The sequence below is a fragment of the Actinomadura chokoriensis genome, from assembly GCF_039529475.1.
GTDB classification, from domain to species: domain Bacteria; phylum Actinomycetota; class Actinomycetes; order Streptosporangiales; family Streptosporangiaceae; genus Spirillospora; species Spirillospora bangladeshensis.
Map to the genome: position 1 here is coordinate 21,588 of NZ_BAAAMW010000038.1, position 20,080 is coordinate 41,667.

Genomic DNA, 20,080 nt, shown 5'->3' on the forward strand with positions numbered 1-20,080 from the left:
CGGCGCGCACCGTCTCGGGACGTGAGACGGTGCGCGAGGGGCCGGGCGCACTCCGTAGACTGGACGGGTGATTTCCCGTATCGACCTGCGCGGCTCGCTTCCCGGCGACCTGCGCTCCGTGCTGCCCCGCGCCGACTTCGACGTCGAGGCCGCCCTGGACAAGGTGCGGCCCATCTGCGAGGACGTGCGCCATCGCGGCTCGGCGGCGGTGCGGGAGTACACCAGGGCGTTCGACGGGGTCGCGCTGGAGAGCACGCGGGTCCCGGTCGCGACCGTCCACGAGGCCCTCGCCGGCCTCGACCCGGCCGTCCGGGACGCGCTGGAGGAGAGCATCCGCCGCGCCCGCGCCGTGCACCGCGCCCAGCGCCGCACCGACGTCACCACCCAGGTCGTGCCCGGCGGCACCGTCACCGAGCGGTGGATCCCGGTCGGGCGGGTCGGCCTGTACGTGCCGGGCGGCCGCGCCGTGTACCCGTCCAGCGTGGTCATGAACGTCGTCCCCGCACAGGAGGCGGGCGTCGGGTCGCTCGCGGTGACCTCGCCCGCGCAGAAGGAGTTCGGCGGGCTGCCGCACCCCGCGATCCTGGCCGCGTGCGCGCTCCTCGGGGTGGACGAGGTCTACGCCGCGGGCGGCGCCCAGGCCATCGCCATGTTCGCCTACGGCACCGACGAGTGCCCCCGCGCCGACCTGGTCACCGGGCCCGGCAACGTGTACGTCGCCGCCGCGAAGCGGCTGCTCAAGGGCGTGATCGGCATCGACGCCGAGGCCGGCCCGACCGAGATCGCGATCCTCGCCGACGACACCGCGAGCCCGGTGGACGTCGCCGCCGACCTGATCAGCCAGGCCGAGCACGACACGCTCGCCGCCGCCGTCCTCGTCACCGACTCGGTGCGGCTCGCCGACGAGGTCGAGGCCGAGTTGAAGGCGCAGGTCGCCCGGACCAGGCACACCGAGCGGATCACCGAGGCGCTCGCCGGGCGGCAGTCCGGCATCGTCCTCGTGGACGGCGTCGAGGACGGCCTGAAGGTCGTCGACGCCTACGCCGCCGAGCACCTGGAGATCCAGACCGCCGACGCCGCGGCGGTCGCCGCCCGCGTCCGCAACGCCGGCGCGGTCTTCGTCGGGCCGCACGCGCCGGTGTCGCTCGGCGACTACCTCGCCGGGTCCAACCACGTCCTGCCGACCGGCGGGTGCGCCTGCCACTCGTCCGGGCTGTCGGTGCAGTCGTTCCTGCGCGGCGTGCACGTCGTCGAGTACGACCGCGACGCGCTCGCCGAGGCGACCGGGCGCGTGGTCGCGCTCGCCGAGGCCGAGGACCTGCCTGCGCACGGCGCCGCCCTCAAGGCCCGCTTCGACTGGGGGATCCCCTCGTGACCTCGCTGAACGACCTGCCGCTGCGGGACGACCTGCGCGGCAGGGAGCCCTACGGCGCGCCGCAGCTGGACGTCCCGTACGCGCTGAACACCAACGAGAACCCCTACCCGCCGCCGGAGCGGCTGGTGAAGGCCCTCGGCGAGGCCGTCATGGACGTCGCCGGGACGCTCAACCGCTACCCCGACCGCGACGCCGTCGCGCTGCGCGAGGACCTCGCCGCGTTCCTGAACACCGACACGCCCGGCGCCGGCCTCACCCGCGACCGGGTGTGGGCGGCGAACGGGTCCAACGAGATCATCCAGCAGATCCTGCAGGCGTTCGGCGGGGCGGGCCGCACCGCGCTCGGCTTCGAGCCGTCCTACTCGATGCACCCGATCATCACCGCCGTGTCGGGCACCCGCTGGGTGAACGCGTTCCGCGACGAGGACTTCGGCCTCGAACCCGAGCGCGCCGTCGCCGCCGTCGAGGAGCACCGCCCCGACGTCGTGTTCCTCACCTCGCCGAACAACCCGACCGGCACCGCCCTGCCGCTGGCGGCGATCGAGGCGGTCCTGGAGGTCGCGCCGGGCATGGTCGTCGTCGACGAGGCGTACGCGGAGTTCCGCCGCGCCGAGACGCCGTCCGCGCTCACGCTGCTGGACGGGAACCCGCGGCTGATCGTCACCCGGACGATGTCCAAGGCGTTCGCGATGGCCGGGACCCGGCTCGGCTACCTCGCCGCCGACCCCGCCGTGATCGAGGCGCTGCTGCTCGTCCGGCTGCCCTACCACCTGTCGGCCGTCACCCAGGCCGTCGCCCGCACCGCCCTCGCCCACGGCGGGGACCTGCTCGGCGGCGTCGAGGCCCTCCGCCGCGAGCGCGACGCCCTCGTCGCGTGGCTGCGCGCCGAGGGTCTCCGGGTCGCCGACTCCGACGCCAACTTCGTCCTGTTCGGGACGTTCCCGGACCGTCGTATGGTCTGGGAGAGCCTGCTCGGACGCGGCGTGCTGATCCGGGAGGTGGGACCGCCCGAGTGGCTGCGGGTCAGCGTCGGCACCCCGGAAGAGATGGCCGCCTTCCGCACCGCACTGAAGGAGAGTCTGTGACGCGCAAGGGACGGATCGAGCGCGGGACCAAGGAGACCCGGGTCCTGGTCGAGATCGACCTCGACGGGACCGGGCAGGTCGACGTCGCGACCGGCGTGGGGTTCTTCGACCACATGCTGGCCCAGCTCGGCAAGCACGGGTCGTTCGACCTGACCGTCAAGACGACCGGCGACCTGCACATCGACAGCCACCACACGATCGAGGACACCTCGATCGCGCTGGGCCAGGCGTTCCGGGAGGCGCTCGGCGACAAGGCGGGCATCCGCCGCTTCGCCGACGCGTCCATCCCGCTGGACGAGGCGCTCGCGCAGGTCACCGTGGACGTCTCCGGCCGCCCCTACCTGGTGCACGTCGAGCCGGACGGCATGGCCCCGATGATCGGCCCCGAGTACGACACCACGATGACCCGGCACATCTTCGAGTCGTTCGTGTCGAACGCGCGGGTGGCGCTGCACGTCCACGTCCCGTACGGGCGCAACGCCCACCACATCGTCGAGGCCCAGTTCAAGGCCCTCGCCCGCGCGCTGCGCGACGCCGTGGCGCTCGACCCGAAGGTGCACGGCATCCCGTCCACCAAGGGGGCCCTGTAGCCGTGGAGATCGGCGACCTGCACTTCACCTACGCCACCATGGCGATCTTCGCGGTCGCGGTGTTCCTGCTGGCCGGGGTGTACAGCTTCATCAAGCAGGGCATCAAGATCGGCGCGATGATCCTGCTCGTCCTCGCCGCGCTGACGTTCGCCGGGGGCGTGATGTGGCTGTGACCCGGATCGTCATCCTCGACTACGGCTCGGGCAACCTGCGCTCCGCCGAGCGCGCCGTGGCCCGCGCCGGAGCCGAGGTGACCGTCACCGCCGACTGGGACGCCGCGCTGGACGCCGACGGCCTGGTCGTCCCCGGCGTCGGCGCGTTCGCCGCCTGCATGGCGGGCCTGCGCGCGGTCCGCGGCGACCAGATCATCGGCCGCCGCCTCGCGGGCGGGCGCCCCGTCCTCGGCATCTGCGTCGGAATGCAGATCCTGTTCACCAAGGGGATCGAGCACGGCACCACCACCGAGGGCTGCGACGAGTGGCCGGGCACGGTCGACCGGCTGAACGCGCCGGTCGTCCCGCACATGGGCTGGAACACCGTCGACGCCCCCAAGGGCTCGGTCCTGTTCGACGGGCTGGCGGACGCGCGGTTCTACTTCGTCCACTCCTACGCCGCCCGCGGCTGGGACCTGGAGCCCGACCCGAGCGGCACCCTCCCGGCGCCGCTGGTCACCTGGGCCGAGCACGGCGACCGCTTCGTCGCCGCCGTGGAGAACGGCCCCCTGTGCGCCACCCAGTTCCATCCCGAGAAGTCCGGCGACGCCGGCGCCCAGCTGCTCCGCAACTGGCTCGCCACGGTGGCCTGAGAACACGCTCGATCAGCCGTCCCATCAGTATCGATAGGGTTTCCGCATGACTTTGACGCTCCTTCCCGCGGTCGACGTCGCCGACGGCCGGGCGGTCCGCCTGGTGCAGGGCGAGGCCGGTACCGAGACCTCCTACGGCGCCCCCCTCGACGCGGCGCTCGCCTGGCAGAAGGCGGGGGCGGAGTGGATCCATCTCGTCGACCTCGACGCGGCGTTCGGGCGCGGCTCCAACCGGGAGCTGCTCGCCGAGGTGACCGGGCGGCTGGACGTGAAGGTGGAGCTGTCCGGCGGCATCCGCGACGACGCGTCGCTGGAGGCGGCCCTGTCCACCGGCTGCGCCCGCGTCAACATCGGCACCGCGGCGCTGGAGAACCCCGACTGGTGCCGCAAGATCATCGCCTCGCACGGCGACAAGATCGCGGTGGGCCTGGACGTGCGGGGCACGACCCTCGCCGCCCGCGGCTGGACGCGCGAGGGCGGCGACCTCTGGGAGGTCCTCGCCCGGCTGGAGGACGACGGCTGCCCCCGCTACGTGGTCACCGACGTCACCAAGGACGGCACGCTGCGCGGCCCCAACACCGAGCTGCTCCGCGAGGTCTGCTCCCGCACCGACAAGCCCGTCATCGCGTCCGGCGGCGTGTCGTCGCTCGACGACCTGCGGGCGCTGGCCGGGCTGGTCTCCGACGGCGTCGAGGGCGCGATCGTCGGCAAGGCCCTCTACGCGCGGGCGTTCACCCTGGAGGAAGCCCTGGAGGCCGTGAAGTGACCGTCGCCGTGCGGGTGATCCCGTGCCTGGACGTCGACGCCGGGCGCGTGGTCAAGGGCGTCAACTTCCAGAACCTGCGGGACGCCGGCGACCCCGTCGAGCTGGCCCGCCGCTACGACGCCGAGGGCGCCGACGAGCTGACGTTCCTGGACATCACCGCGTCCAGCGCCGACCGGTCCACGACCTACGAGGTGGTGCGCCGCACCGCCGAGCAGGTGTTCATCCCCCTGACGGTCGGCGGCGGCGTCCGCACCGTCGAGGACGTCGACCGGCTGCTGCGCGCGGGCGCCGACAAGGTGTCGATCAACACGGCCGCGATCGCGCGGCCGGAGTTCCTGCGGGAGGCGGCGCACCGCTTCGGGTCGCAGTGCATCGTGCTGTCGGTGGACGCCCGCCGGGTCGGCGGCACCGAGTCCGGGTTCGAGGTCACCACGCACGGCGGCCGCAAGGGCACCGGCATCGACGCGGTCGAGTGGGCCAGGCGCGGCGAGGAGCTCGGCGTCGGGGAGATCCTTCTGAACTCGATGGACGCCGACGGCACCAAGGCCGGCTTCGACCTGGAGATGCTCCGCCGCGTCCGGGACGCCGTGTCGGTGCCGGTGATCGCCAGCGGCGGCGCCGGCGCGGTCGAGCACTTCGCGCCCGCCGTCGCGGCGGGCGCGGACGCCGTCCTCGCCGCCAGCGTGTTCCACTTCGGGGAGCTGACGATCCCCGAGGTCAAGTCGGCCCTGCGCGAGGCGGGCAACCCCGTCCGCTGAAAAGGAAGCCCCCCGCTATGACCATCGCGTTCGCGACCTGCTCCTGGCTGCCCGGCGGCAGCGACGACGTCCGGGACCTGACCGGCGCTCTCGCCTCGCTCGGTGTGGAGGCCGAGCCGGTCATCTGGGACGGCGGTGCCGACTGGTCCCGGTACGACCTCGTCGTCATCCGGTCCACGTGGGACTACACGTCCCGCCGCGACGCGTACGTGGCGTGGGCCGAGGGCCTGCCGCACGTCCTCAACCCGGCGGAGATCATCCGCTGGAACACCGACAAGCGCTACCTCCGCGACCTCGCCGACGCCGGGCTGCCGGTCGTCCCGACCCTCTGGGACCCGGAGGACATCCCGTCCGACTGGCCGGAGTACGTCATCAAGCCGGCGGTCTCCATCGGCTCCGGCGACACGGCCCGCTGGGGCCCCGGCGAAGAGGAGCAGGCCCGCGCCCACCTGCGCTCCCTGCGCGACGCGGGCCGGACGGCCATGGTCCAGCCCTACCTGGCGGCGGTCGACACCGCCGGCGAGACGGCGCTGGTGTTCTGCGACGGCGAGTACAGCCACGCCGGCCGCAAGGCGCAGATCCTCACCGCCGGCGCGGGCGTGCAGGGCTCCGTCCGCGACGACGCCACGCGCGGCCAGGTCACCGCCGCCACGGCGACGGAGGCGGAACTGGACGTCGCGAACCGCGCCCTCGCCGCCGTGCCGGGCGGCGCGGACCTCCTCTACGCCCGCGTCGACCTGATCCCCGGCCCGGATGGCACCCCGATGATCATCGAGCTTGAGCTCACCGAGCCCAACCTCTACCTGCACCACGGTGCGGGCAGCGCGGACAGGTTCGCGAAGGCGATCGCCGCCCGCCTCTAGACGGCGTCCTCGCCGGAGGCGGCGGGCATCGCGGCCTCGGGGGAGCGCTCGGCGATCGGCAGGATGATCGCGGACGGGTGGTCCGGGTCGTGGAAGACCTCCTGCCGGGCCTTCACCATCCGGGTCTCGGTGGTCGCCAGGGGTTCGCCGGTGCCGGGGTTGGCGGCGACCTTGGGGTGGGCGCCGCTGGTGACGTGCACGCGGATGCGGTGGCCGCGCGCGAAGCGGTGCCCGGTCGGCCACAGGTCCACGGCGATGCGGCGGACGCCGGCCGTCCCCACGGGCTTCTCGGCGGCCGCGGGCAGGCGCAGGCCGCCCTCGCAGACGTTGCGGGACGTCCCGTCCGGGGCGACGTCGCAGAGCCGGACGATGAAGTCGGTGTGCTCGCGGTCGGAGCGGACGAACAGGTCGGCGCCGACCGGGCCGATCACGTCCAGGTCGTCGGCGAGGGCGGGGGAGGTGAACGCCAGGACGTCCGGGCGCCGCTCCAGCGGGCGGTTGTCGACGGGGCGCGAGCTGCCGAGCAGGGTGGGGCCGCCGAGCGCGGGCGTCGGTCGGGCCGGGTCGAAGGTGTAGGTGCTCGGCGGGTGGTCCTGCGGGCCGTCCTCGCCGAGGCCGTGCCCGCGCCCCGGGCCGCCGTGCAGGTGCCAGCGCGCCTGCCGGGTGCCCGGCGGGGGCCAGTCGCGGTAGTGCCGCCACTCGCCGGCGCCGGTGACGTAGAGCCGGACGGGGTCGCGGCGCAGCCCGGACGGGTCGCCCTGCAGGTGGGCGCGGAACCAGGCGAGCGACTCGCGGATCCCCGGCAGCCCGTGCCGGGCGTCGGTGTGCCACCAGGGGCCGATCGTCAGGTACGGGGTGTGCCCGGCGGCGCGCAGCGCGAGGTAGTCCTTGATCTCCCACGGCAGGAACACGTCGTACCAGCCGCCGAGGAGGGTGACGGGCGCGGCGACCTGCCCGACGGTGCCGCTGAAGTCGCGGCGGTCCCAGTACCCGTTCGGGGCGGCGCCGCCGTCGAGGGCGGGCCCGCCGCCGGAGAGCCCGCCGCCGGAAGGCCCGTCGGCGGCGGGCCCGTGGTTGGCGGGCCCGTGGTTGGCGAGCAGGTCCTGGTAGAAGCGCATCGGCTCGCCGCCCGCCAGCACGTCCAGCTCGGCGAGGGGGCGGCCGGAGCGGGCGGCGCGCAGGGCGCGGCGCCGGGCGGTGAGCGGCGCGGTGATCATTCCGAGCGGGCGCTGCTGCCGGTGCGTCAGGTCGGTCCAGGTGAGCGCGGACTCCAGCGCGAACGACCCGCCGACGTAGGCGGCGTCGCGGAACGAGGACGCGGTGATCTGCAGCGACATCGCCTTCAGCGCCGGCCCGGCCTCGGCGGCGATCGCCCAGGCCGCGTAGCCGAGGTAGCTCGGGCCGAAGGTGCCGAACGTGCCGTGGAACCAGGGCTGCCGCTTCATCCAGGCGACGGTGGCGAGGCCGTCCTCGCGCTCGTGGCCGAGCGGGTCGAACTCGCCGCCGGACCCGGACGTCCCGCGCGTGCTCTGCACGACCAGCTGGAACCCGAACGGGACGAACAGCAGCCCGTTGGCGAGCGCGGCGGGCCCGCGCCGCCCGTACGGGGTCCGCACGAGGATCGTGGGCGGCCGCTCCACCCCGGCCGGGACGTACCGGTCGGCGAGCAGCGTCACGCCGTCCGGCATGGTCGCCGGCAGGTCGCGCTCGACCGTGTAGCGGGACAGCGCCCGCGGGTGCGGCAGCCTGATCGGTGGGGCGGGCAGTCGGTCCCAGAGCGCCATGCTGCCTCCGTCCGCGGTCGGCTACTACCTAGTAAGGTAACCGCGGACGGAGACCGCAACCGTCAGGGGCCGGTGATGAACGCCCACGGGTCGGGCGCGGCGGCGGCCGAGGCGCCCAGGTCGTCCGCCCATTCCGTCTCATTTCCGTACTCGTCCCGCCAGGACCACAGCCGCGTCGTGACCGTCCGGAGGACGTGCTCCCCCGTGGCGCCGAGCGCCCCGTGGACCTGGTGCGCGATCGCCGCGACCGCGCCCGCCGCCCGCGAGGCGTTCGCCTTGGCGGCGGCCACCGCGACCGGGTCGTCCGGGGCGCGGACGGCCGCGCGGACCGCGACGTCCGCGACCGTGGCCTCCCCGGCGAGTCCGGCGAGCATCTGCTGGACGGCCTGGAACCGCCCGAGCGGCCGCCCGAACTGCTCCCGCTCGCCCGCGTACCGGACGGACAGGTCGAGCGCCCGGCCCATCGCCCCGGTGAGCTGCACGGCCCGCGCCAGGGCGCCGCGCCGCCGCAGCTCCGCCGCGTCCACCGCGCACGGCGCCACGGCCTCGGCCCGGACGCCCGCCAGCTCGACGTCGTCGCGGGGCTCGCCCGCGACGTTCGCGCCCTCGGTGATCCGCGCCGCCGCCGGGTCGACGACCGCGACGAACCCGCCCGCCAGGACGACCAGCCGGCCGGCGGAGCGGGCCCAGGGGACCCGCCGCAGCGTCCCGCTCAGCGTCCGCCCGTCCGCCTCGACGTCGCCCGACGCCGCCGTCAGCGCCCCGCGCGGGACCGGCAGCCCGGCCTCGGCGAGCAGCCGCCCGGCGAGCCAGCCGGTCTCGGCGAGCGGGACGGCGGCGGCGCGGTGCCCGGCCGCGCGGAGCACGGCGGCGGCGTCGGCCAGGGTCCCGCCGCTGCCGCCCGCCTCCTCCGGCACCCCTACCAGCGCCAGGCCGGACTCCAGCAGCGCCGCCCACGGGTCGTCCCCGGACAGGATCTCGTGCGCGGTCTCTTCCAGCAGTTCCATCAGCGCACTCCCAGGCCGCGCGCGACGATGCCGCGCAGGATCTCGTTGGTGCCGCCCCGCAGCGTGAACCCGGGCGCCTGCACGACCGACTCGGCGAGCGCGCGGGCCAGCGGGTCGGGGGAGGCCGGGTCGGGCTCCACGCCCGCGTGCTCCCGCACGACCTCGATGACCTCCCGCTCGAACCGGGTCCCGAGGTCCTTGACCAGGGCCGCGGGGATCTCCGGGGTCAGCCCGGCGTCCAGCGCTCCGGCGACGGCCAGCGACGCCTGCCGCAGCGACCACAGCCGCGCGGTCAGCCGGCCGAGGGCGCGCCGCGCCGCCGGGCCGTCCGCGCGGCCGTGCAGCAGCCGGACGAGCATGAACGTGCTGAGCAGCCGCTCCGGGCCGCTGCGCTCGTAGGCGAGCTCGGCGGTCACCTGCCGCCAGCCGTCCCCGATCCGGCCGAGCACCATCGCGTCCGGGACGAACGCGCCGTCGAACGCGACCTCGTTGAAGTGGTGCTCGCCGGACAGCCCGAGGATCGGCCGGATCGCGACCCGCTCGTCCGGCAGCGGGACGATGAACTGGCTCAGCCCGGCGTGCCGGTCGTCCGACCGGGGGGCGCTGCGCGCCAGCACGAGGATCGCGTGCGCGATGTGGGCGCCGCTCGTCCAGACCTTGGTGCCGTGCAGCCGCCAGCCGTCCCCGTCCCGCTCGGCGCGGGTGCGGACGGACGCGAGGTCCGACCCGGAGTCGGGCTCGCTCATCCCGATCGCGAAGAAGCACTCGCCGCGCGCGATCGCCGGCAGGAACCGCGCCTTCTGCTCCTCGGTGCCGTGGGCGAGGATGCTCGGCCCGGTCTGCCGGTCGGCGATCCAGTGCGCGCCCACCGGCGCCCCGGCGGCGAGCAGCTCCTCGACCACCGCGAACCGCTCCAGCGGGGAGCGGCCGTGCCCGCCGTACCGCTCGGGCAGCGTCATGCCGAGCCAGCCGCGCTCGCCGAGCCGCCGGCTGAACGCGGGATCGGCGCCGGTCAGCCAGCTGTCGCAGCGGGCGGTGAACGGCGTCTCGGCGAGGAACTCCCGGACCCGCCGCCGCAGCTCGGCGGCCTGCGGGGGGAACGTCCCCGGCTCCAGGTCGGACGGTCTGGCCACGTGCGCCTCCTCGATCTCAGGGCGAGGCTACCGACGGGCCCCCGCGCGCTGTCAGCGGGCCCTTACCTGGGGTTCTTCTTGGCGGCCGGGCGCGTTGTCTGGGATCGTTGCTGGTTCCGACAGCCCGCACCCAGGGGGAGTACACGACATGTGGCCGGGGTCGAACGTGCCGATGGGGCCGCCGCCGGTGGATCCGGGCCGGGCGGCGCCCTCCTGGCCGCCGCCGCGCCGGGGCCCCGGCGCGGGCTGGTACGCGCTGCCCGTCGCCCTGGTCGCCGTGGCCGTCGCGGGCTTCTTCACCCTGGTCGGGTTCCTCTGGGAGGACTCCGAGGTCGCGAACGGGCCGCCGTCGTCCGGCGACCCGGCCGCGGGGGTGCCGGTCCGCCTCTCGGAGGGGCACGACTACTTCGTGTACGTCCGCACGGGCGGCACCACGCCCTACGCGTGCTCGGTGCGGGCGGGGCAGCGGTTCGGGCCGATCAGGCTCACCCGGAAGAACTCCTGGAGCGCGTCCGACCGCACCGGCTACCGGTACACGGCCACGTTCACGGCGCCCGTCACCGGGGACGCCGTCCTCACCTGCCGCGGCACGGACGGCCCGGTCATGGTGACGCCGGACGACACCGCGCACGCCTACCTGGGGCTCGCCCTGTTCACGGCCCTCGGGCTCGGCGGGCTCGCCGTCATCAGCTTCGTGGTCGTCCTCGTCCGGCGGAGCGCCGCCCGCCGGTGAGCAGGGCGGCCCGCCCCCGCGCGGTCAGGACGTGAGCTCGCGCTCCAGCGGGGTGCGGAAGCGCGGGGTGGCCCGGACGCCGCCGTACCAGGCGGACATGCGCGCCGCCTCCCGCTCGATCGCCGCCTCGGCGTCCGCGCCGACGTCCTCCAGGACGCGGACGGCGATCTCCCCGTCCGCGCGCTGCGCCCAGCCGCCGACGACGCGGCCGTCCCACCAGACCGACGGCCCGATGTTGCCGCTCCGGTCGAACAGCGCCGGGCCGTGGCCGCCGAGGAACCAGCCGCGCTCCTGCCAGCCCATCGGCGTCGGGTCGAGCGCGGGCAGCAGCGCCGCCCACGGCTCCGGCCCGGCGGCGGGTTCCAGGTCGTCGGACAGGACGATCCCGGTCGCGCCGCCGCCGAGATCGACCTCGGTGACGTCGAGCAGCGCCAGGGCCTTCTTGACGTCACCGGCGTTCCAGCCCGTCCACCACTTCAGGTCCGCGACGGGGGCGGGGCCGAACGCGCGCAGCCAGCGGCGGACGAGGTTGGCGCGGGCCTCGGCGGCGGGGACCTCGGCGATGCCGCCGGGCAGCCACGCCTCGACCGGCGCCCACCTGTACTGGCTGCTGACCCACGACCCGTTCGGCCGCCCCCGCACGATGCGGCCCTCGCAGCCGAGTGTCACCAGGACCCAGGTGGTGACGCCCGTGGGCCGCGAGTAGGACTTGCCGGGCGCCGGGTCGACCTGCGTCCGCAGCACCGGGACGTCGGCGCTGAGCTGCGCGCCCGTCGCCTCCCCGCGCGCCAGCAGCGCCGCGTGCGCGGCCTCCGCGGCCTCGGCGAACCAGGCCGGGACGTCGGCGATGTCGCTGCCGCGCTCGATCAGCCGGGAGTAGGTCGCGCGCTGCCTGGCGGCCAGCCCGTCGGCCGTGGACGCCTGCAGCACCGGGACCAGCTCGGTCGGCGCGACGAACATCGTCCGGCGCATCGCGAGCATCCGCAGCAGCGTGCGGTCGTCGTACAGGGCCCGCTCGACCGCGCCGGGGCCGGCCTCGACGCTGCGCGCCGCGACCGACAGGTACACCGTCGCCGGGTCGGTGGCGTGCAGCACCACCATGGACCGGGCGATCTCGAGGACGTCGTCGGTCCTGGCCTGCGGGGCGAGCCGGTGGCGGAGCGCGAGCCGGGCCCGCCGCTCCGCCGGAGTCATCGAACGCATGTACGAATCCTAGACGGATCAGCCCGCGTTGGAGATCCTCACGACCACGCTGTCCTTGGTGACCGACTGGACCGAGACGTTGAACCCCTCGGCCTCCTGCTGGCCGTCGCCCACCGGCACGGTCACCGTCTGCCCGGCGACCTTCAGCGTCACCGTCTCGCCCTGCACGCTCACCAGCTCGGCCTTCACCCCGAGGACGGACGCGCTCGCGTCCACGCCGCGGTCGAAGGTCACCGTGCAGGCGTTGACGCCGCAGGAGGTCTCGCTGTTCTCACCGGAGCACGCGGCGAGCGCGCCGAGCGGCAGCAGCGCGAAGGGGAGTACGGCCAGCTTCCGCCGGAGGGGAAAGGAGGTCATGCGGCGAGTCTACGGGCAGGCCCGGCCGCCGCCCCCCTCCGCGAGGCGGATCCGTCCGGGGCGAATGTGGTACCGCACGGTGACGCGGCTGGAACTGCCGGGCGCCCCCGTGCTTCGCTGGACGCGTGAGCACCGAGAGCGCACCCGTGAGCGGGGACGGGACCGTGGAGCCGCAGGTGGTCGGCCCGGTCGTGTGCGCCGCGCTGCGGATCGAGGCCCGCGCGGTCCGGCGCGGGCTCGCCCGCACCCCGGTCGTGGTCGTCGGCTACCGGGCCCGGCGCGCCGCCCGGCTGCCGGTCGCGTGCGCCGCCCTCGTCACCGTCGGCTTCGGCGGCGCGCTGGACGGGCGGCTGCGGCCGGGCGACGTCCTCGTCGCCGACGAGATCCGCGGCCCGGGCGGCGCGGCGGTGCCGTGCGCGGCGCCGCGGCTGCTCGCCGGGGAGCTGATCCGGGACGGCCTGAGCGCGCAGACCGGCGCGCTGGTCACCACCGACCGCGTCGTCCGCGGCGGGCAGCGGGCCGTGCTGGCCGCGCAGGGCGCCCGCGTCGCCGACATGGAGTCGGCGGTCGTCGCCGCGCGGAGCGGCGGGCTGCCGGTCGCCGCCGTCCGGGTCGTCGTGGACGGCCCCGGGCACCCGCTGCTGAGCCCGGGGACGATCGGGCGCGGGCTGGCCGCGCGGCGCGTCCTGGCCCGCATCGGCCCGGCCCTGGAGCGCTGGAGCGTCCTGCTGGTGCGCGGCGGGGAGGGGCCCGCGGGCGGCTGAGCCCGGCTCAGCTGTGCCCGGTGCCGCTGTGCCCGGTGCCGCTGTGCTCGGTCCCGCTGGGCCCGCCGCCGTGGTGGTCGCCCTGCACGATCTTCCCGCCGAGGTCACCGCGGAGGTCCTCCAGCGTCGGCTTCTGGCTGACCGCCACCCAGCGGGCCCCGACCAGGTACCAGCCGCCCCACGGCTTGGCCTCGTCCAGCCAGGCGTTCATGCCCTGGTCGGTGGTGAAGCTGAGCAGCACGTACTGCCCGCGCGCGTTCTTGCAGTTCCCCTGCTCCAGATCCTTGACCTTGCGCCGGCCGGTCACCGTGCAACCGGTCTGCTGGGCCAGCTCCTGCAGGCTCGCCGGCTCGGCCGCCTTCCCGCCGGACGAGGCGTCCGAGCTCGCGGAGCAGCCGGCCGCGAGCGGCAGCGCCAGCGCCGCGGCGCACAGCAGCGGCAGCCTGACGAGGTCGAGGGGGTGTCGGGAACCCATCGCCGTTCCTCTCCGGGGTGAGATGCGCGATTCGAGGGGTGAATACGCGGCCCGCCCCGGCGGGGTTCACCGGAGACCTCGGCTCGTCGGCGCGGTCAGGTCATCAGGCGGGTCCCGGCGGCGGCGCGGACGGCGGGCTCCTCGGCGCCGTCCCCGTGCAGCCGGCGCAGCCGCAGGCCCGTCTCGCGGGTGATCGGCGCGGTCCGGGCGGCCTCGGCGCGCACGCCCTCCTCGCAGTCCCACAGCCCTTCGACGGTGTAGGACTCGGCCGTGTGCGGCGCCGTTCTCGTCAGCGCGGTCAGGATGCGGGGTCTCAGGTAGGCGTAGGTCGACTCGGTCCAAGCGGTCTTCAGCAGCGGGACGGCCTCGCCCGCGCGCAGCCGCCCCAGCCCCTCGATGGGGCCGGCGGCGCCGCCCCACTCGCGCCGGGCGACGGCACCGCGCAGCTCGTCCATCAGCAGCGGGATGTCCTGGCGGGTGCCGTATCTGGCGAGGATGCGCAGCCCCATGTCGGCGCAGCCGCCCCGCTCGGCCGCCCACGCCCGCGCCCGCGGCAGCGTCTCCGGCCCGTAGTCGCGCAGCGCCCGGCACACCGCGCCGCCGACCCGGCTCGGCCGCTGCGGCAGCAGCTCCTCGGCCAGGTCGAGCAGCGCCGGCGCCCGCCGCCGGCCCAGCTCGAAGATCGCCGCGATGGCGCCCTCCCCGCGCCGCCGCGCCACCTCCAGCAGCTCCGCCTCGCTCTGCGCGTCCCGGCCGGGCGCCGCGACCATCGCGCGGCGCGCCGCCCGGCCCGCCTCCCGCTGCCGCGCCAGCGCCGCCGCCACCCGCGGCTGCCGCGCCGCCCACGCCTCGATCACCGGATTGCTCCGGCCGGGTATCAGCAGCGCCAGGTCGGCGTCGTCGCACCGCGCCGCCACCACGTCGTCCAAACCGGCCGTCAGCGAGGGGTCCTCAAGGTCGATCAGCTCCACCACCGCGTCGAACCACTGCGCGCCCTCCTCGGCGTAGCGGCGCAGCGGTGCCGCCGCCTCGCGCCGGCTCAGCCGCACCAGGTCCGCGAGCACGCCCAGCGCCAGGTCGACCCGCCACTCGTCCGGATCGGTATGGTCGGACGGGTCGAACAGATGCTCGGCGACCGGGCCCGCCGGCAGCTCGAGATCCACCATCAACCGGGCGTAGTACAGCCGCCGCGACTCGCACTGCCGGTCCCACCGCGGATCCCGCCGGACGCAGGCGTACACGTACTCGCCCGCCCCCCGCATGTCCGCCGCGCGCCGCGCGGCCCTCCCGAGCCCACGCTGCAGCTGACCGTGCAGCGTGCCCGCCGATTCCAACACGACCTCGTTGCTCACCCCGCCAGAATGCGCACTGGACCAGATAACGGGCAAGTGCTTTACCCCAGGTCGGTGATGTCCTTCACAGCCGCCGCCGCCGTTCACAACTCACGCTGCGCGATCCAGGACGCGTGCAGGTCGGCGTAGACGCCCGGCTCGGCGACGAGGTCGGCGTGCGGTCCGCGCTGGACGACGCGGCCCGCCTCGAAGACGATCACCTCGTCCGCCGCCTCCGCGGTGGACAGGCGGTGCGCGATCGCGATGGCCGTGCGGCCCCGGGTGACGCCGTCCAGGGCGCGCTGGATGCGGACCTCCGTCGCCGGGTCGACGGCCGAGGTCGCCTCGTCCAGGACGAGCAGGTCCGGGTCGGCGATGTAGGCGCGGGCGAGCGCGACGAGCTGCCGCTCCCCGGCCGACAGCGACTCGCCGCGCTGGCCGACGGGGGTGGCGAGGCCCTGCGGGAGCCCGTCCAGCCAGTCGGCGAGGCCCAGCTCGGTGAGCGCCAGGACGAGGTCCTCGTCGGACGCGTCCGGCCGCCCGTAGCGGATGTTGTCGCCCAGGGACGCGTCGAACAGGAACCCGTCCTGCGGGACCATCACGATCCGCTCGCGCAGCGAGGAGAAGCGGACGTCGCCGAGCGGCACCCCGTCCACCAGGATGCGGCCGGACGCCGGGTCCATGAGCCGGGTCAGGAGCTTGGCGAACGTGGTCTTGCCCGAGCCCGTCTGCCCGACGACCGCGACGCGGCTGCGCGGCGCGATGTCCACGTTCACGTCGTGCAGGACCGGCGGGCCGCCCGGGTAGGCGAACCCCACCGACTCGAACCGCACCTCGATCGGGCCGCGCGGCAGCGTCGCGCCCGCCTCGCCCGGGTCCGCGACGTCCGGGACGGTGTCCAGCACGCCGAGCACCCGGCGCCAGCCCGCGATCGCGTTCTGCGCCTGGTTGAACACCTCGGTCGCGGTCTGCATCGGGCTGACGAACAGCGTGACGAGGAACAGGAACGCGATCAGCTTCCCGGCCGAGACGTCCCCGGCGATGCCGAGGAGGGTCCCGGCGATGACGACGGCCGCGGTCGCCAGCGCCGCGACCAGCTCGCTCACCGGGAACGTGAGCGCCACCATCGCCTGGGCGCGGGTCTGCGCGTCGCGGTGGGCGTCCACGGTCTCGTCCACCCGGCGGCCGGTGCGCTCCTCGGAGGCGTACGCCCGGATGACCGGGGCGCCGACGACGGACTCGCCGACGGCGGCGAGCAGGTCGCCCACCCGCTCGCGCACCAGCATGTAGGCGCGCGACAGGATCGCCTGGAAGCGGCGCAGCGCGAACGCCAGCGGCAGGAACGCCACCCACACCAGCAGGGCCAGCTGCCAGGAGTAGACGAGCATCAGGACGCTCGCGACGACCAGCTGGCCGATCGACACGATGAACATCAGCCCGCCGGACTGCATGAACTGGCTGATCTGGTCGACGTCGCCGGTCACCCGCGACACCAGCGCGCCCCTCCGCTCCCCGCTCTGGGTGAGCATCGACAGGTCGTGGACGTGCCGGAACGCCTTCACCCGCAGCCCCGCGAGGCCGCCCTCGGACGTCCTGTAGAGCCGCACGTTCATGAGGTACGCGCACACGGCCGTCACGACCACGGCCGCCGCGCACAGCAGCACCGCCGTCCGGATGAACGCGATGTCGGGGCCGCCAGGGCGGCCGATGCCCTTGTCGATCGTCTGCTGGACGGCGATGGGCACCACCACCCGGCCCGCCGTCGACACCAGGGCGAGCAGCAGCGTCACGGTGAGGCCCTCGGTGAACTCTGGGCTCAGCCGCAGCCCCCGCCGGAGGGTGCTGAGCGCGCCCTCGCCGGCGGCCGTGCCGTCCATGATCGTCATGCCAGTGCCTCCTCGCCGCCCTCGACGGCCTCCTGCTCGGCCTCGGCCCGCTCGTAGGCGTTGACGAGGTTGCGGTACCCCTCCGAGCTCTCCAGCAGATCGGCGTGGGCGCCGCGCGCGACGACGCGGCCGTGCTCCATGTAGACGACCTCGTCGGCCAGCGCGATCGTCGCCTTGCGGTAGGCGACGACCACGACGGTCGCGCCGCCCGCCTCGCCCGACTGCGCCTCCCGCAGGCTCTGCAGGATGCGCGCCTCCACCTGCGGGTCGACGCTGGACGTCGCGTCGTCCAGGACGAGCAGGCGGGGCCGCCGCACCAGCGCGCGGGCCAGCGCCAGCCGCTGCCGCTGGCCGCCGGACAGGGTCGCGCCGCGCTCGCCCACCCTGGTGTCGAGCCCGTCGGCGAGCGCCGCGACGAAACCCTCCGCCTGGGCGAGCCGCAGCGCCTCCCAGACGCGCTCGTCGGGGACGTCCAGGCCGAGCGTCACGTTGCCGCGCACGGTGTCGTCGAACAGGAACGTCTGCTGGGGGACGAGCGCCGCCGTCGCCGCGATCCCGCCGCGCCGGACGTCCCGCAGGTCGAGGCCGTCCAGCAGGACGGAGCCGTCCGCCGGGTCGACGAGCCGGACCAGCAGCGACGTCAGCGTCGACTTGCCCGAGCCCGTCGGGCCGACCACGGCGATCGTCCGGCCGGGCGAGGCGGCGAACGACACGTCGTGCAGTGCGTGGCGCCCCGGATCGGCCCCGTCCCCGGCCGTCTCGTAGGCGAACCGGACCTCGCGGACCTCCAGCTCGGTCGCCTTGCCGGAGCCGTCCAGCGCGCCGTCGCCGTAGGGGAGGGAGCCGGTCGCGTCCAGCACGCCGCGGACCCGCTCCCATCCGACGACGCTGCGCGGCACCTCGCCGAGCACCCAGCCGAGCGCCCGGATCGGCCACGACAGCAGCGTGAACAGGTACGCGACGTTCACCAGGTCGCCCGGCGACATCGCGTCGGCCTGCAGCCGCACCGACCCGATCACCAGCACCGCGAGGACGCCGAGGTTGGGCAGCGCCTCCAGCACCGGGTCGAACAGCCCGCGGATCCGGCCGACCGCGACGTTGGCGTCGCGCAGCGCCTCCGCGCGCTCGCGGAACCGGGCCGTCTCCGCCGCCTCCCGGCCGAGGGTCTTGACCACCAGGCCGCCCTCGAAGCTCTCGTGCGCGACCTCGCTGACCTCGGCGCGCAGCTGCTGCGCGCGGGTCGCGACCGGCGACAGCCGCCGCTGGTACACCACGTTGATCAGCGCGACGGCGGGGAAGACCAGGAAGGCGACCGCGGCCACGACCACGTCCGTCACCAGCATCGACACCGCGGCGATCAGCAGCATGAACACCACCCCGACCGCCATCGGCAGCGGCGCGATCGGCGCCCACACCGCCTCCACGTCGGCGTTGGCGTTCGACAGCAGCTGGCCGGTCGGGTGCCGGTGGTGCCACGCCAGCGGCAGCCGCAGGTACTGCCGGGTCACCGCGCGCCGGTAGGTCGCCTGCAGCCGGTACTGCATCAGGCCCGCGTAGAAGCGGCGGCCCGCGACGCCGAGCGCCTTCAGCAGCGCCACCGCCATGATCAGGGCGGCGGCGCCGGCGAGCGCCCCCGCCGTCGTGCTCCCCGACTCGAACGCGGGCAGCACGACCTCCTGCGTCGCCCACCCGAGGACCTGTGCCGTCGCCACCGTCATCGCCGCGTAGAGCGCGCTGGCGACCACCGACGCCGTGAACACCCGCGGCTCCGCCTTGACCGCGACCCACAGGACGCCCATGCCCTCCCTGAGCACGTGTGGGCTGACGCGTCTGGACGCAGGTGGCACGGCGACTCCTCGATCCGGCTTGCTCGGCGGGGCCCGGGGGCGCGCCCCGCCGCGGCCGCGGCGGGGGGATCTGCGGGCCTGCACATTGCCTACCATCCGCCCGGGGCGCTTATTCCCGGCCGGTACGGCACCGCCTACGATCGGGAGATGACCACACCCGAGCGCGGCCCGGCCGATCCGGGCCCCGTCCGCCGCGAGCGGCTGGCCCTGGCGGCCGCGCTGGCGGAGGCCGGGCCGGACGCGGCCACCGAGTGCGCGGGCTGGACCGCCCGCGATCTGGCCGCCCATCTGGTCGTCCGGGAGGACCGCCTCGACGCGGCCCCCGGAATACTGCTGCCCCCGCTGTCCTTCTACACCGAGCGCGTCCGGCGCCGGACGGCGCGCGCCGTCCCGTTCGAGCGCCTCGTCGAACGGTTCCGGGACGGACCGGCGAAGTTCTCGCCGTACGCGCTTCCGAGAGTCGACAAAATCGCGAACGGTGTCGAGTTCTTTGTGCACCATGAGGACGTCCTGCGCGCGCGTCCGGACTGGAGCCCCCGGGAGATCTCGCCGGAACTCGAGGAAGTGCTCTGGCGACGGATAAAAATTGCCCGCTTTGTCCTAAGAAAAGTTCAGGTCGAGGTAACGCTGGTGCAACCGGACGGCCGCAGCCTGCGGGTGCCCGCGCGCGGCCGCGACGCCCGCCGGAACCCCCGCGGGGCCGTCCGCGTGCACGGCCCCGTCGGCGAACTCGTGCTGTGGGCGCTGGGCCGCCGCGACGTCGCGGACGTCCGCCTCACCGGGGCGACGGACGCTGTCAAGTGCCTGACCGAGACCGGTTGGAGTCTTTAACGGGCAGGTAACGGCATGGTTCGCCGGGAGGAGAATCGCGTGCCTTGCGGCTCCTCCGCTTTACGCGGAACCGGTGATACTGTGGGTCGGTCGGTTGCAGTCGTGGTTCTCGATCGTGCAGACGCCCGCGGACTGATGGCAGCGGGCGTTTTGGCTTTTCCGGGACCGTACCGGGGGCGAGAGCGTTCCGCAGCGACCGCACGGGCCCGCGAGGTGTGGGCCCAGGTTTTGCCGCAAGGAGAAAGACATGCCCCAGCAGGGCACCGTGAAGTGGTTCAACGCCGAGAAGGGCTTCGGATTCATCGCCGTCGACGGCGGCGGTCCGGACGTCTTCGTGCACTACTCGGCTATCCAGACCTCCGGATACCGCACGCTGGACGAGAACCAGCGCGTCCAGTTCGAGGTGACGCAGGGTAACCGGGGTCCGCAGGCCGACCAGGTCGTCCCCCTGTAACACCCGCAGTCGTACGTCTGGGCCCGTTCCTCC

21 protein-coding genes are annotated in these 20,080 nt (G+C 75.0%); 12 read left to right on the top strand and 9 right to left on the bottom strand.

Going from position 1 to position 20,080, the window contains the following annotated elements:
- The first annotated feature begins 67 nt into the window (after positions 1-67).
- The 8 genes from hisD to ABFX46_RS40645 are packed head-to-tail and all read left to right on the top strand — an operon-like array spanning position 68 to position 6,242.
- Complete coding sequence (hisD, locus tag ABFX46_RS40610; RefSeq protein WP_346049499.1) at positions 68-1,375, top strand: histidinol dehydrogenase; 1,308 nt, start codon at positions 68-70, stop codon at positions 1,373-1,375.
- Entirely contained in the window at positions 1,372-2,460 is a 1,089-nt protein-coding gene (locus ABFX46_RS40615; protein ID WP_346049501.1) for a histidinol-phosphate transaminase, read from the top strand. Before hisD ends, ABFX46_RS40615 begins: the two co-directional genes overlap by 4 nt.
- A complete protein-coding gene (gene hisB, locus ABFX46_RS40620; protein WP_346049503.1) occupies positions 2,457-3,050 on the top strand; it encodes an imidazoleglycerol-phosphate dehydratase HisB in 594 nt (197 codons plus the stop codon). The genes ABFX46_RS40615 and hisB overlap by 4 nt, the downstream gene beginning before the upstream one ends.
- A 2-nt stretch (positions 3,051-3,052) precedes the next feature.
- A complete protein-coding gene (locus tag ABFX46_RS40625; protein WP_346049505.1) occupies positions 3,053-3,223 on the top strand; it encodes a hypothetical protein in 171 nt (56 codons plus the stop codon).
- Entirely contained in the window at positions 3,220-3,855 is a 636-nt protein-coding gene (gene hisH, locus ABFX46_RS40630; RefSeq protein WP_346049507.1) for an imidazole glycerol phosphate synthase subunit HisH, read from the top strand. The genes ABFX46_RS40625 and hisH overlap by 4 nt, the downstream gene beginning before the upstream one ends.
- A 46-nt stretch (positions 3,856-3,901) precedes the next feature.
- Complete coding sequence (gene priA, locus ABFX46_RS40635) at positions 3,902-4,621, top strand: bifunctional 1-(5-phosphoribosyl)-5-((5-phosphoribosylamino)methylideneamino)imidazole-4-carboxamide isomerase/phosphoribosylanthranilate isomerase PriA (RefSeq protein ID WP_346049509.1); 720 nt, start codon at positions 3,902-3,904, stop codon at positions 4,619-4,621.
- The gene (hisF, locus tag ABFX46_RS40640; RefSeq protein WP_346049511.1) at positions 4,618-5,379 is read left to right on the top strand and encodes an imidazole glycerol phosphate synthase subunit HisF; all 762 of its coding nucleotides are present in this window, start codon (positions 4,618-4,620) and stop codon (positions 5,377-5,379) included. The genes priA and hisF overlap by 4 nt, the downstream gene beginning before the upstream one ends.
- A 17-nt stretch (positions 5,380-5,396) precedes the next feature.
- Positions 5,397-6,242 carry an ATP-grasp domain-containing protein gene (locus tag ABFX46_RS40645; protein ID WP_346049513.1) on the top strand — a complete coding sequence of 282 codons (846 nt, stop codon included), beginning with the start codon at positions 5,397-5,399 and terminating at the stop codon, positions 6,240-6,242.
- On the opposite strand, the gene ABFX46_RS40650 is transcribed toward ABFX46_RS40645, so the two are convergent.
- The 3 genes from ABFX46_RS40650 to ABFX46_RS40660 form a co-directional block, all read right to left on the bottom strand.
- Positions 6,239-8,026, bottom strand: a complete 1,788-nt coding sequence (locus tag ABFX46_RS40650; RefSeq protein ID WP_346049515.1) for a CocE/NonD family hydrolase — start codon at positions 8,024-8,026, stop codon at positions 6,239-6,241. The genes ABFX46_RS40645 and ABFX46_RS40650 overlap by 4 nt on opposite strands.
- A gap of 62 nt (positions 8,027-8,088) precedes the next feature.
- Positions 8,089-9,033, bottom strand: coding sequence for an acyl-CoA dehydrogenase family protein (locus tag ABFX46_RS40655; protein WP_346049517.1), 945 nt, complete (start codon positions 9,031-9,033; stop codon positions 8,089-8,091).
- On the bottom strand, positions 9,033-10,166 hold the full coding sequence (locus tag ABFX46_RS40660) for an acyl-CoA dehydrogenase family protein (protein WP_346049519.1): 1,134 nt from the start codon (positions 10,164-10,166) through the stop codon (positions 9,033-9,035). Before ABFX46_RS40660 ends, ABFX46_RS40655 begins: the two co-directional genes overlap by 1 nt.
- Before the next feature lie 148 nt (positions 10,167-10,314).
- Between ABFX46_RS40660 and ABFX46_RS40665 the strand changes: the two genes are divergently transcribed.
- Positions 10,315-10,899: a hypothetical protein gene (locus ABFX46_RS40665; protein ID WP_346049521.1), complete on the top strand. Its 585-nt coding sequence runs from the start codon at positions 10,315-10,317 to the stop codon at positions 10,897-10,899.
- A gap of 24 nt (positions 10,900-10,923) precedes the next feature.
- Here ABFX46_RS40665 and ABFX46_RS40670 read toward each other — a convergent pair whose 3' ends face one another.
- Together ABFX46_RS40670 and ABFX46_RS40675 are read right to left on the bottom strand one after the other, a co-directional pair.
- Complete coding sequence (locus tag ABFX46_RS40670; RefSeq protein ID WP_346049523.1) at positions 10,924-12,102, bottom strand: winged helix DNA-binding domain-containing protein; 1,179 nt, start codon at positions 12,100-12,102, stop codon at positions 10,924-10,926.
- Between the two features lie 18 nt (positions 12,103-12,120).
- Positions 12,121-12,459 carry a hypothetical protein gene (locus tag ABFX46_RS40675; RefSeq protein WP_346049525.1) on the bottom strand — a complete coding sequence of 113 codons (339 nt, stop codon included), beginning with the start codon at positions 12,457-12,459 and terminating at the stop codon, positions 12,121-12,123.
- Between the two features lie 125 nt (positions 12,460-12,584).
- Between ABFX46_RS40675 and ABFX46_RS40680 the strand changes: the two genes are divergently transcribed.
- Positions 12,585-13,223 (top strand): phosphorylase family protein, encoded by a 639-nt coding sequence (locus ABFX46_RS40680; RefSeq protein ID WP_346049527.1) that lies wholly within the window; start codon positions 12,585-12,587, stop codon positions 13,221-13,223.
- Positions 13,224-13,230: 7 nt separating this feature from the next.
- On the opposite strand, the gene ABFX46_RS40685 is transcribed toward ABFX46_RS40680, so the two are convergent.
- From ABFX46_RS40685 to ABFX46_RS40700, 4 genes are all read right to left on the bottom strand, one after another.
- On the bottom strand, positions 13,231-13,698 hold the full coding sequence (locus ABFX46_RS40685) for a hypothetical protein (RefSeq protein ID WP_346049529.1): 468 nt from the start codon (positions 13,696-13,698) through the stop codon (positions 13,231-13,233).
- A 95-nt stretch (positions 13,699-13,793) separates the two neighbouring features.
- Positions 13,794-15,050 (bottom strand): hypothetical protein, encoded by a 1,257-nt coding sequence (locus ABFX46_RS40690; protein ID WP_346049531.1) that lies wholly within the window; start codon positions 15,048-15,050, stop codon positions 13,794-13,796.
- A gap of 83 nt (positions 15,051-15,133) precedes the next feature.
- A complete protein-coding gene (locus ABFX46_RS40695; protein ID WP_346049533.1) occupies positions 15,134-16,915 on the bottom strand; it encodes an ABC transporter ATP-binding protein in 1,782 nt (593 codons plus the stop codon).
- The gene (locus ABFX46_RS40700; RefSeq protein WP_346049535.1) at positions 16,912-18,714 is read right to left on the bottom strand and encodes an ABC transporter ATP-binding protein; all 1,803 of its coding nucleotides are present in this window, start codon (positions 18,712-18,714) and stop codon (positions 16,912-16,914) included. Before ABFX46_RS40700 ends, ABFX46_RS40695 begins: the two co-directional genes overlap by 4 nt.
- A 195-nt stretch (positions 18,715-18,909) precedes the next feature.
- On the opposite strand from ABFX46_RS40700, the gene ABFX46_RS40705 reads away from it, so the two are divergent.
- Positions 18,910-19,593, top strand: coding sequence for a TIGR03085 family metal-binding protein (locus tag ABFX46_RS40705; protein WP_346049537.1), 684 nt, complete (start codon positions 18,910-18,912; stop codon positions 19,591-19,593).
- Between the two features lie 247 nt (positions 19,594-19,840).
- The gene (locus ABFX46_RS40710) at positions 19,841-20,047 is read left to right on the top strand and encodes a cold-shock protein (RefSeq protein WP_026405868.1); all 207 of its coding nucleotides are present in this window, start codon (positions 19,841-19,843) and stop codon (positions 20,045-20,047) included.
- The last annotated feature ends 33 nt before the right edge of the window (positions 20,048-20,080 follow it).

Coding starts and splice junctions, on each gene's coding strand:
- ABFX46_RS40685 (WP_346049529.1), bottom strand. CDS start 13,698: ATGGGTTCCCGACACCCCCTCGACCTCGTCAGGCTGCCGCTGCTGTGC.
- ABFX46_RS40675 (WP_346049525.1), bottom strand. CDS start 12,459: ATGACCTCCTTTCCCCTCCGGCGGAAGCTGGCCGTACTCCCCTTCGCG.
- ABFX46_RS40665 (WP_346049521.1), top strand. CDS start 10,315: ATGTGGCCGGGGTCGAACGTGCCGATGGGGCCGCCGCCGGTGGATCCG.
- ABFX46_RS40710 (WP_026405868.1), top strand. CDS start 19,841: ATGCCCCAGCAGGGCACCGTGAAGTGGTTCAACGCCGAGAAGGGCTTC.
- priA (WP_346049509.1), top strand. CDS start 3,902: ATGACTTTGACGCTCCTTCCCGCGGTCGACGTCGCCGACGGCCGGGCG.
- ABFX46_RS40705 (WP_346049537.1), top strand. CDS start 18,910: ATGACCACACCCGAGCGCGGCCCGGCCGATCCGGGCCCCGTCCGCCGC.
- ABFX46_RS40670 (WP_346049523.1), bottom strand. CDS start 12,102: ATGCGTTCGATGACTCCGGCGGAGCGGCGGGCCCGGCTCGCGCTCCGC.
- ABFX46_RS40650 (WP_346049515.1), bottom strand. CDS start 8,026: ATGGCGCTCTGGGACCGACTGCCCGCCCCACCGATCAGGCTGCCGCAC.
- ABFX46_RS40655 (WP_346049517.1), bottom strand. CDS start 9,033: ATGGAACTGCTGGAAGAGACCGCGCACGAGATCCTGTCCGGGGACGAC.
- ABFX46_RS40700 (WP_346049535.1), bottom strand. CDS start 18,714: ATGGGCGTCCTGTGGGTCGCGGTCAAGGCGGAGCCGCGGGTGTTCACG.
- ABFX46_RS40695 (WP_346049533.1), bottom strand. CDS start 16,915: ATGACGATCATGGACGGCACGGCCGCCGGCGAGGGCGCGCTCAGCACC.
- ABFX46_RS40645 (WP_346049513.1), top strand. CDS start 5,397: ATGACCATCGCGTTCGCGACCTGCTCCTGGCTGCCCGGCGGCAGCGAC.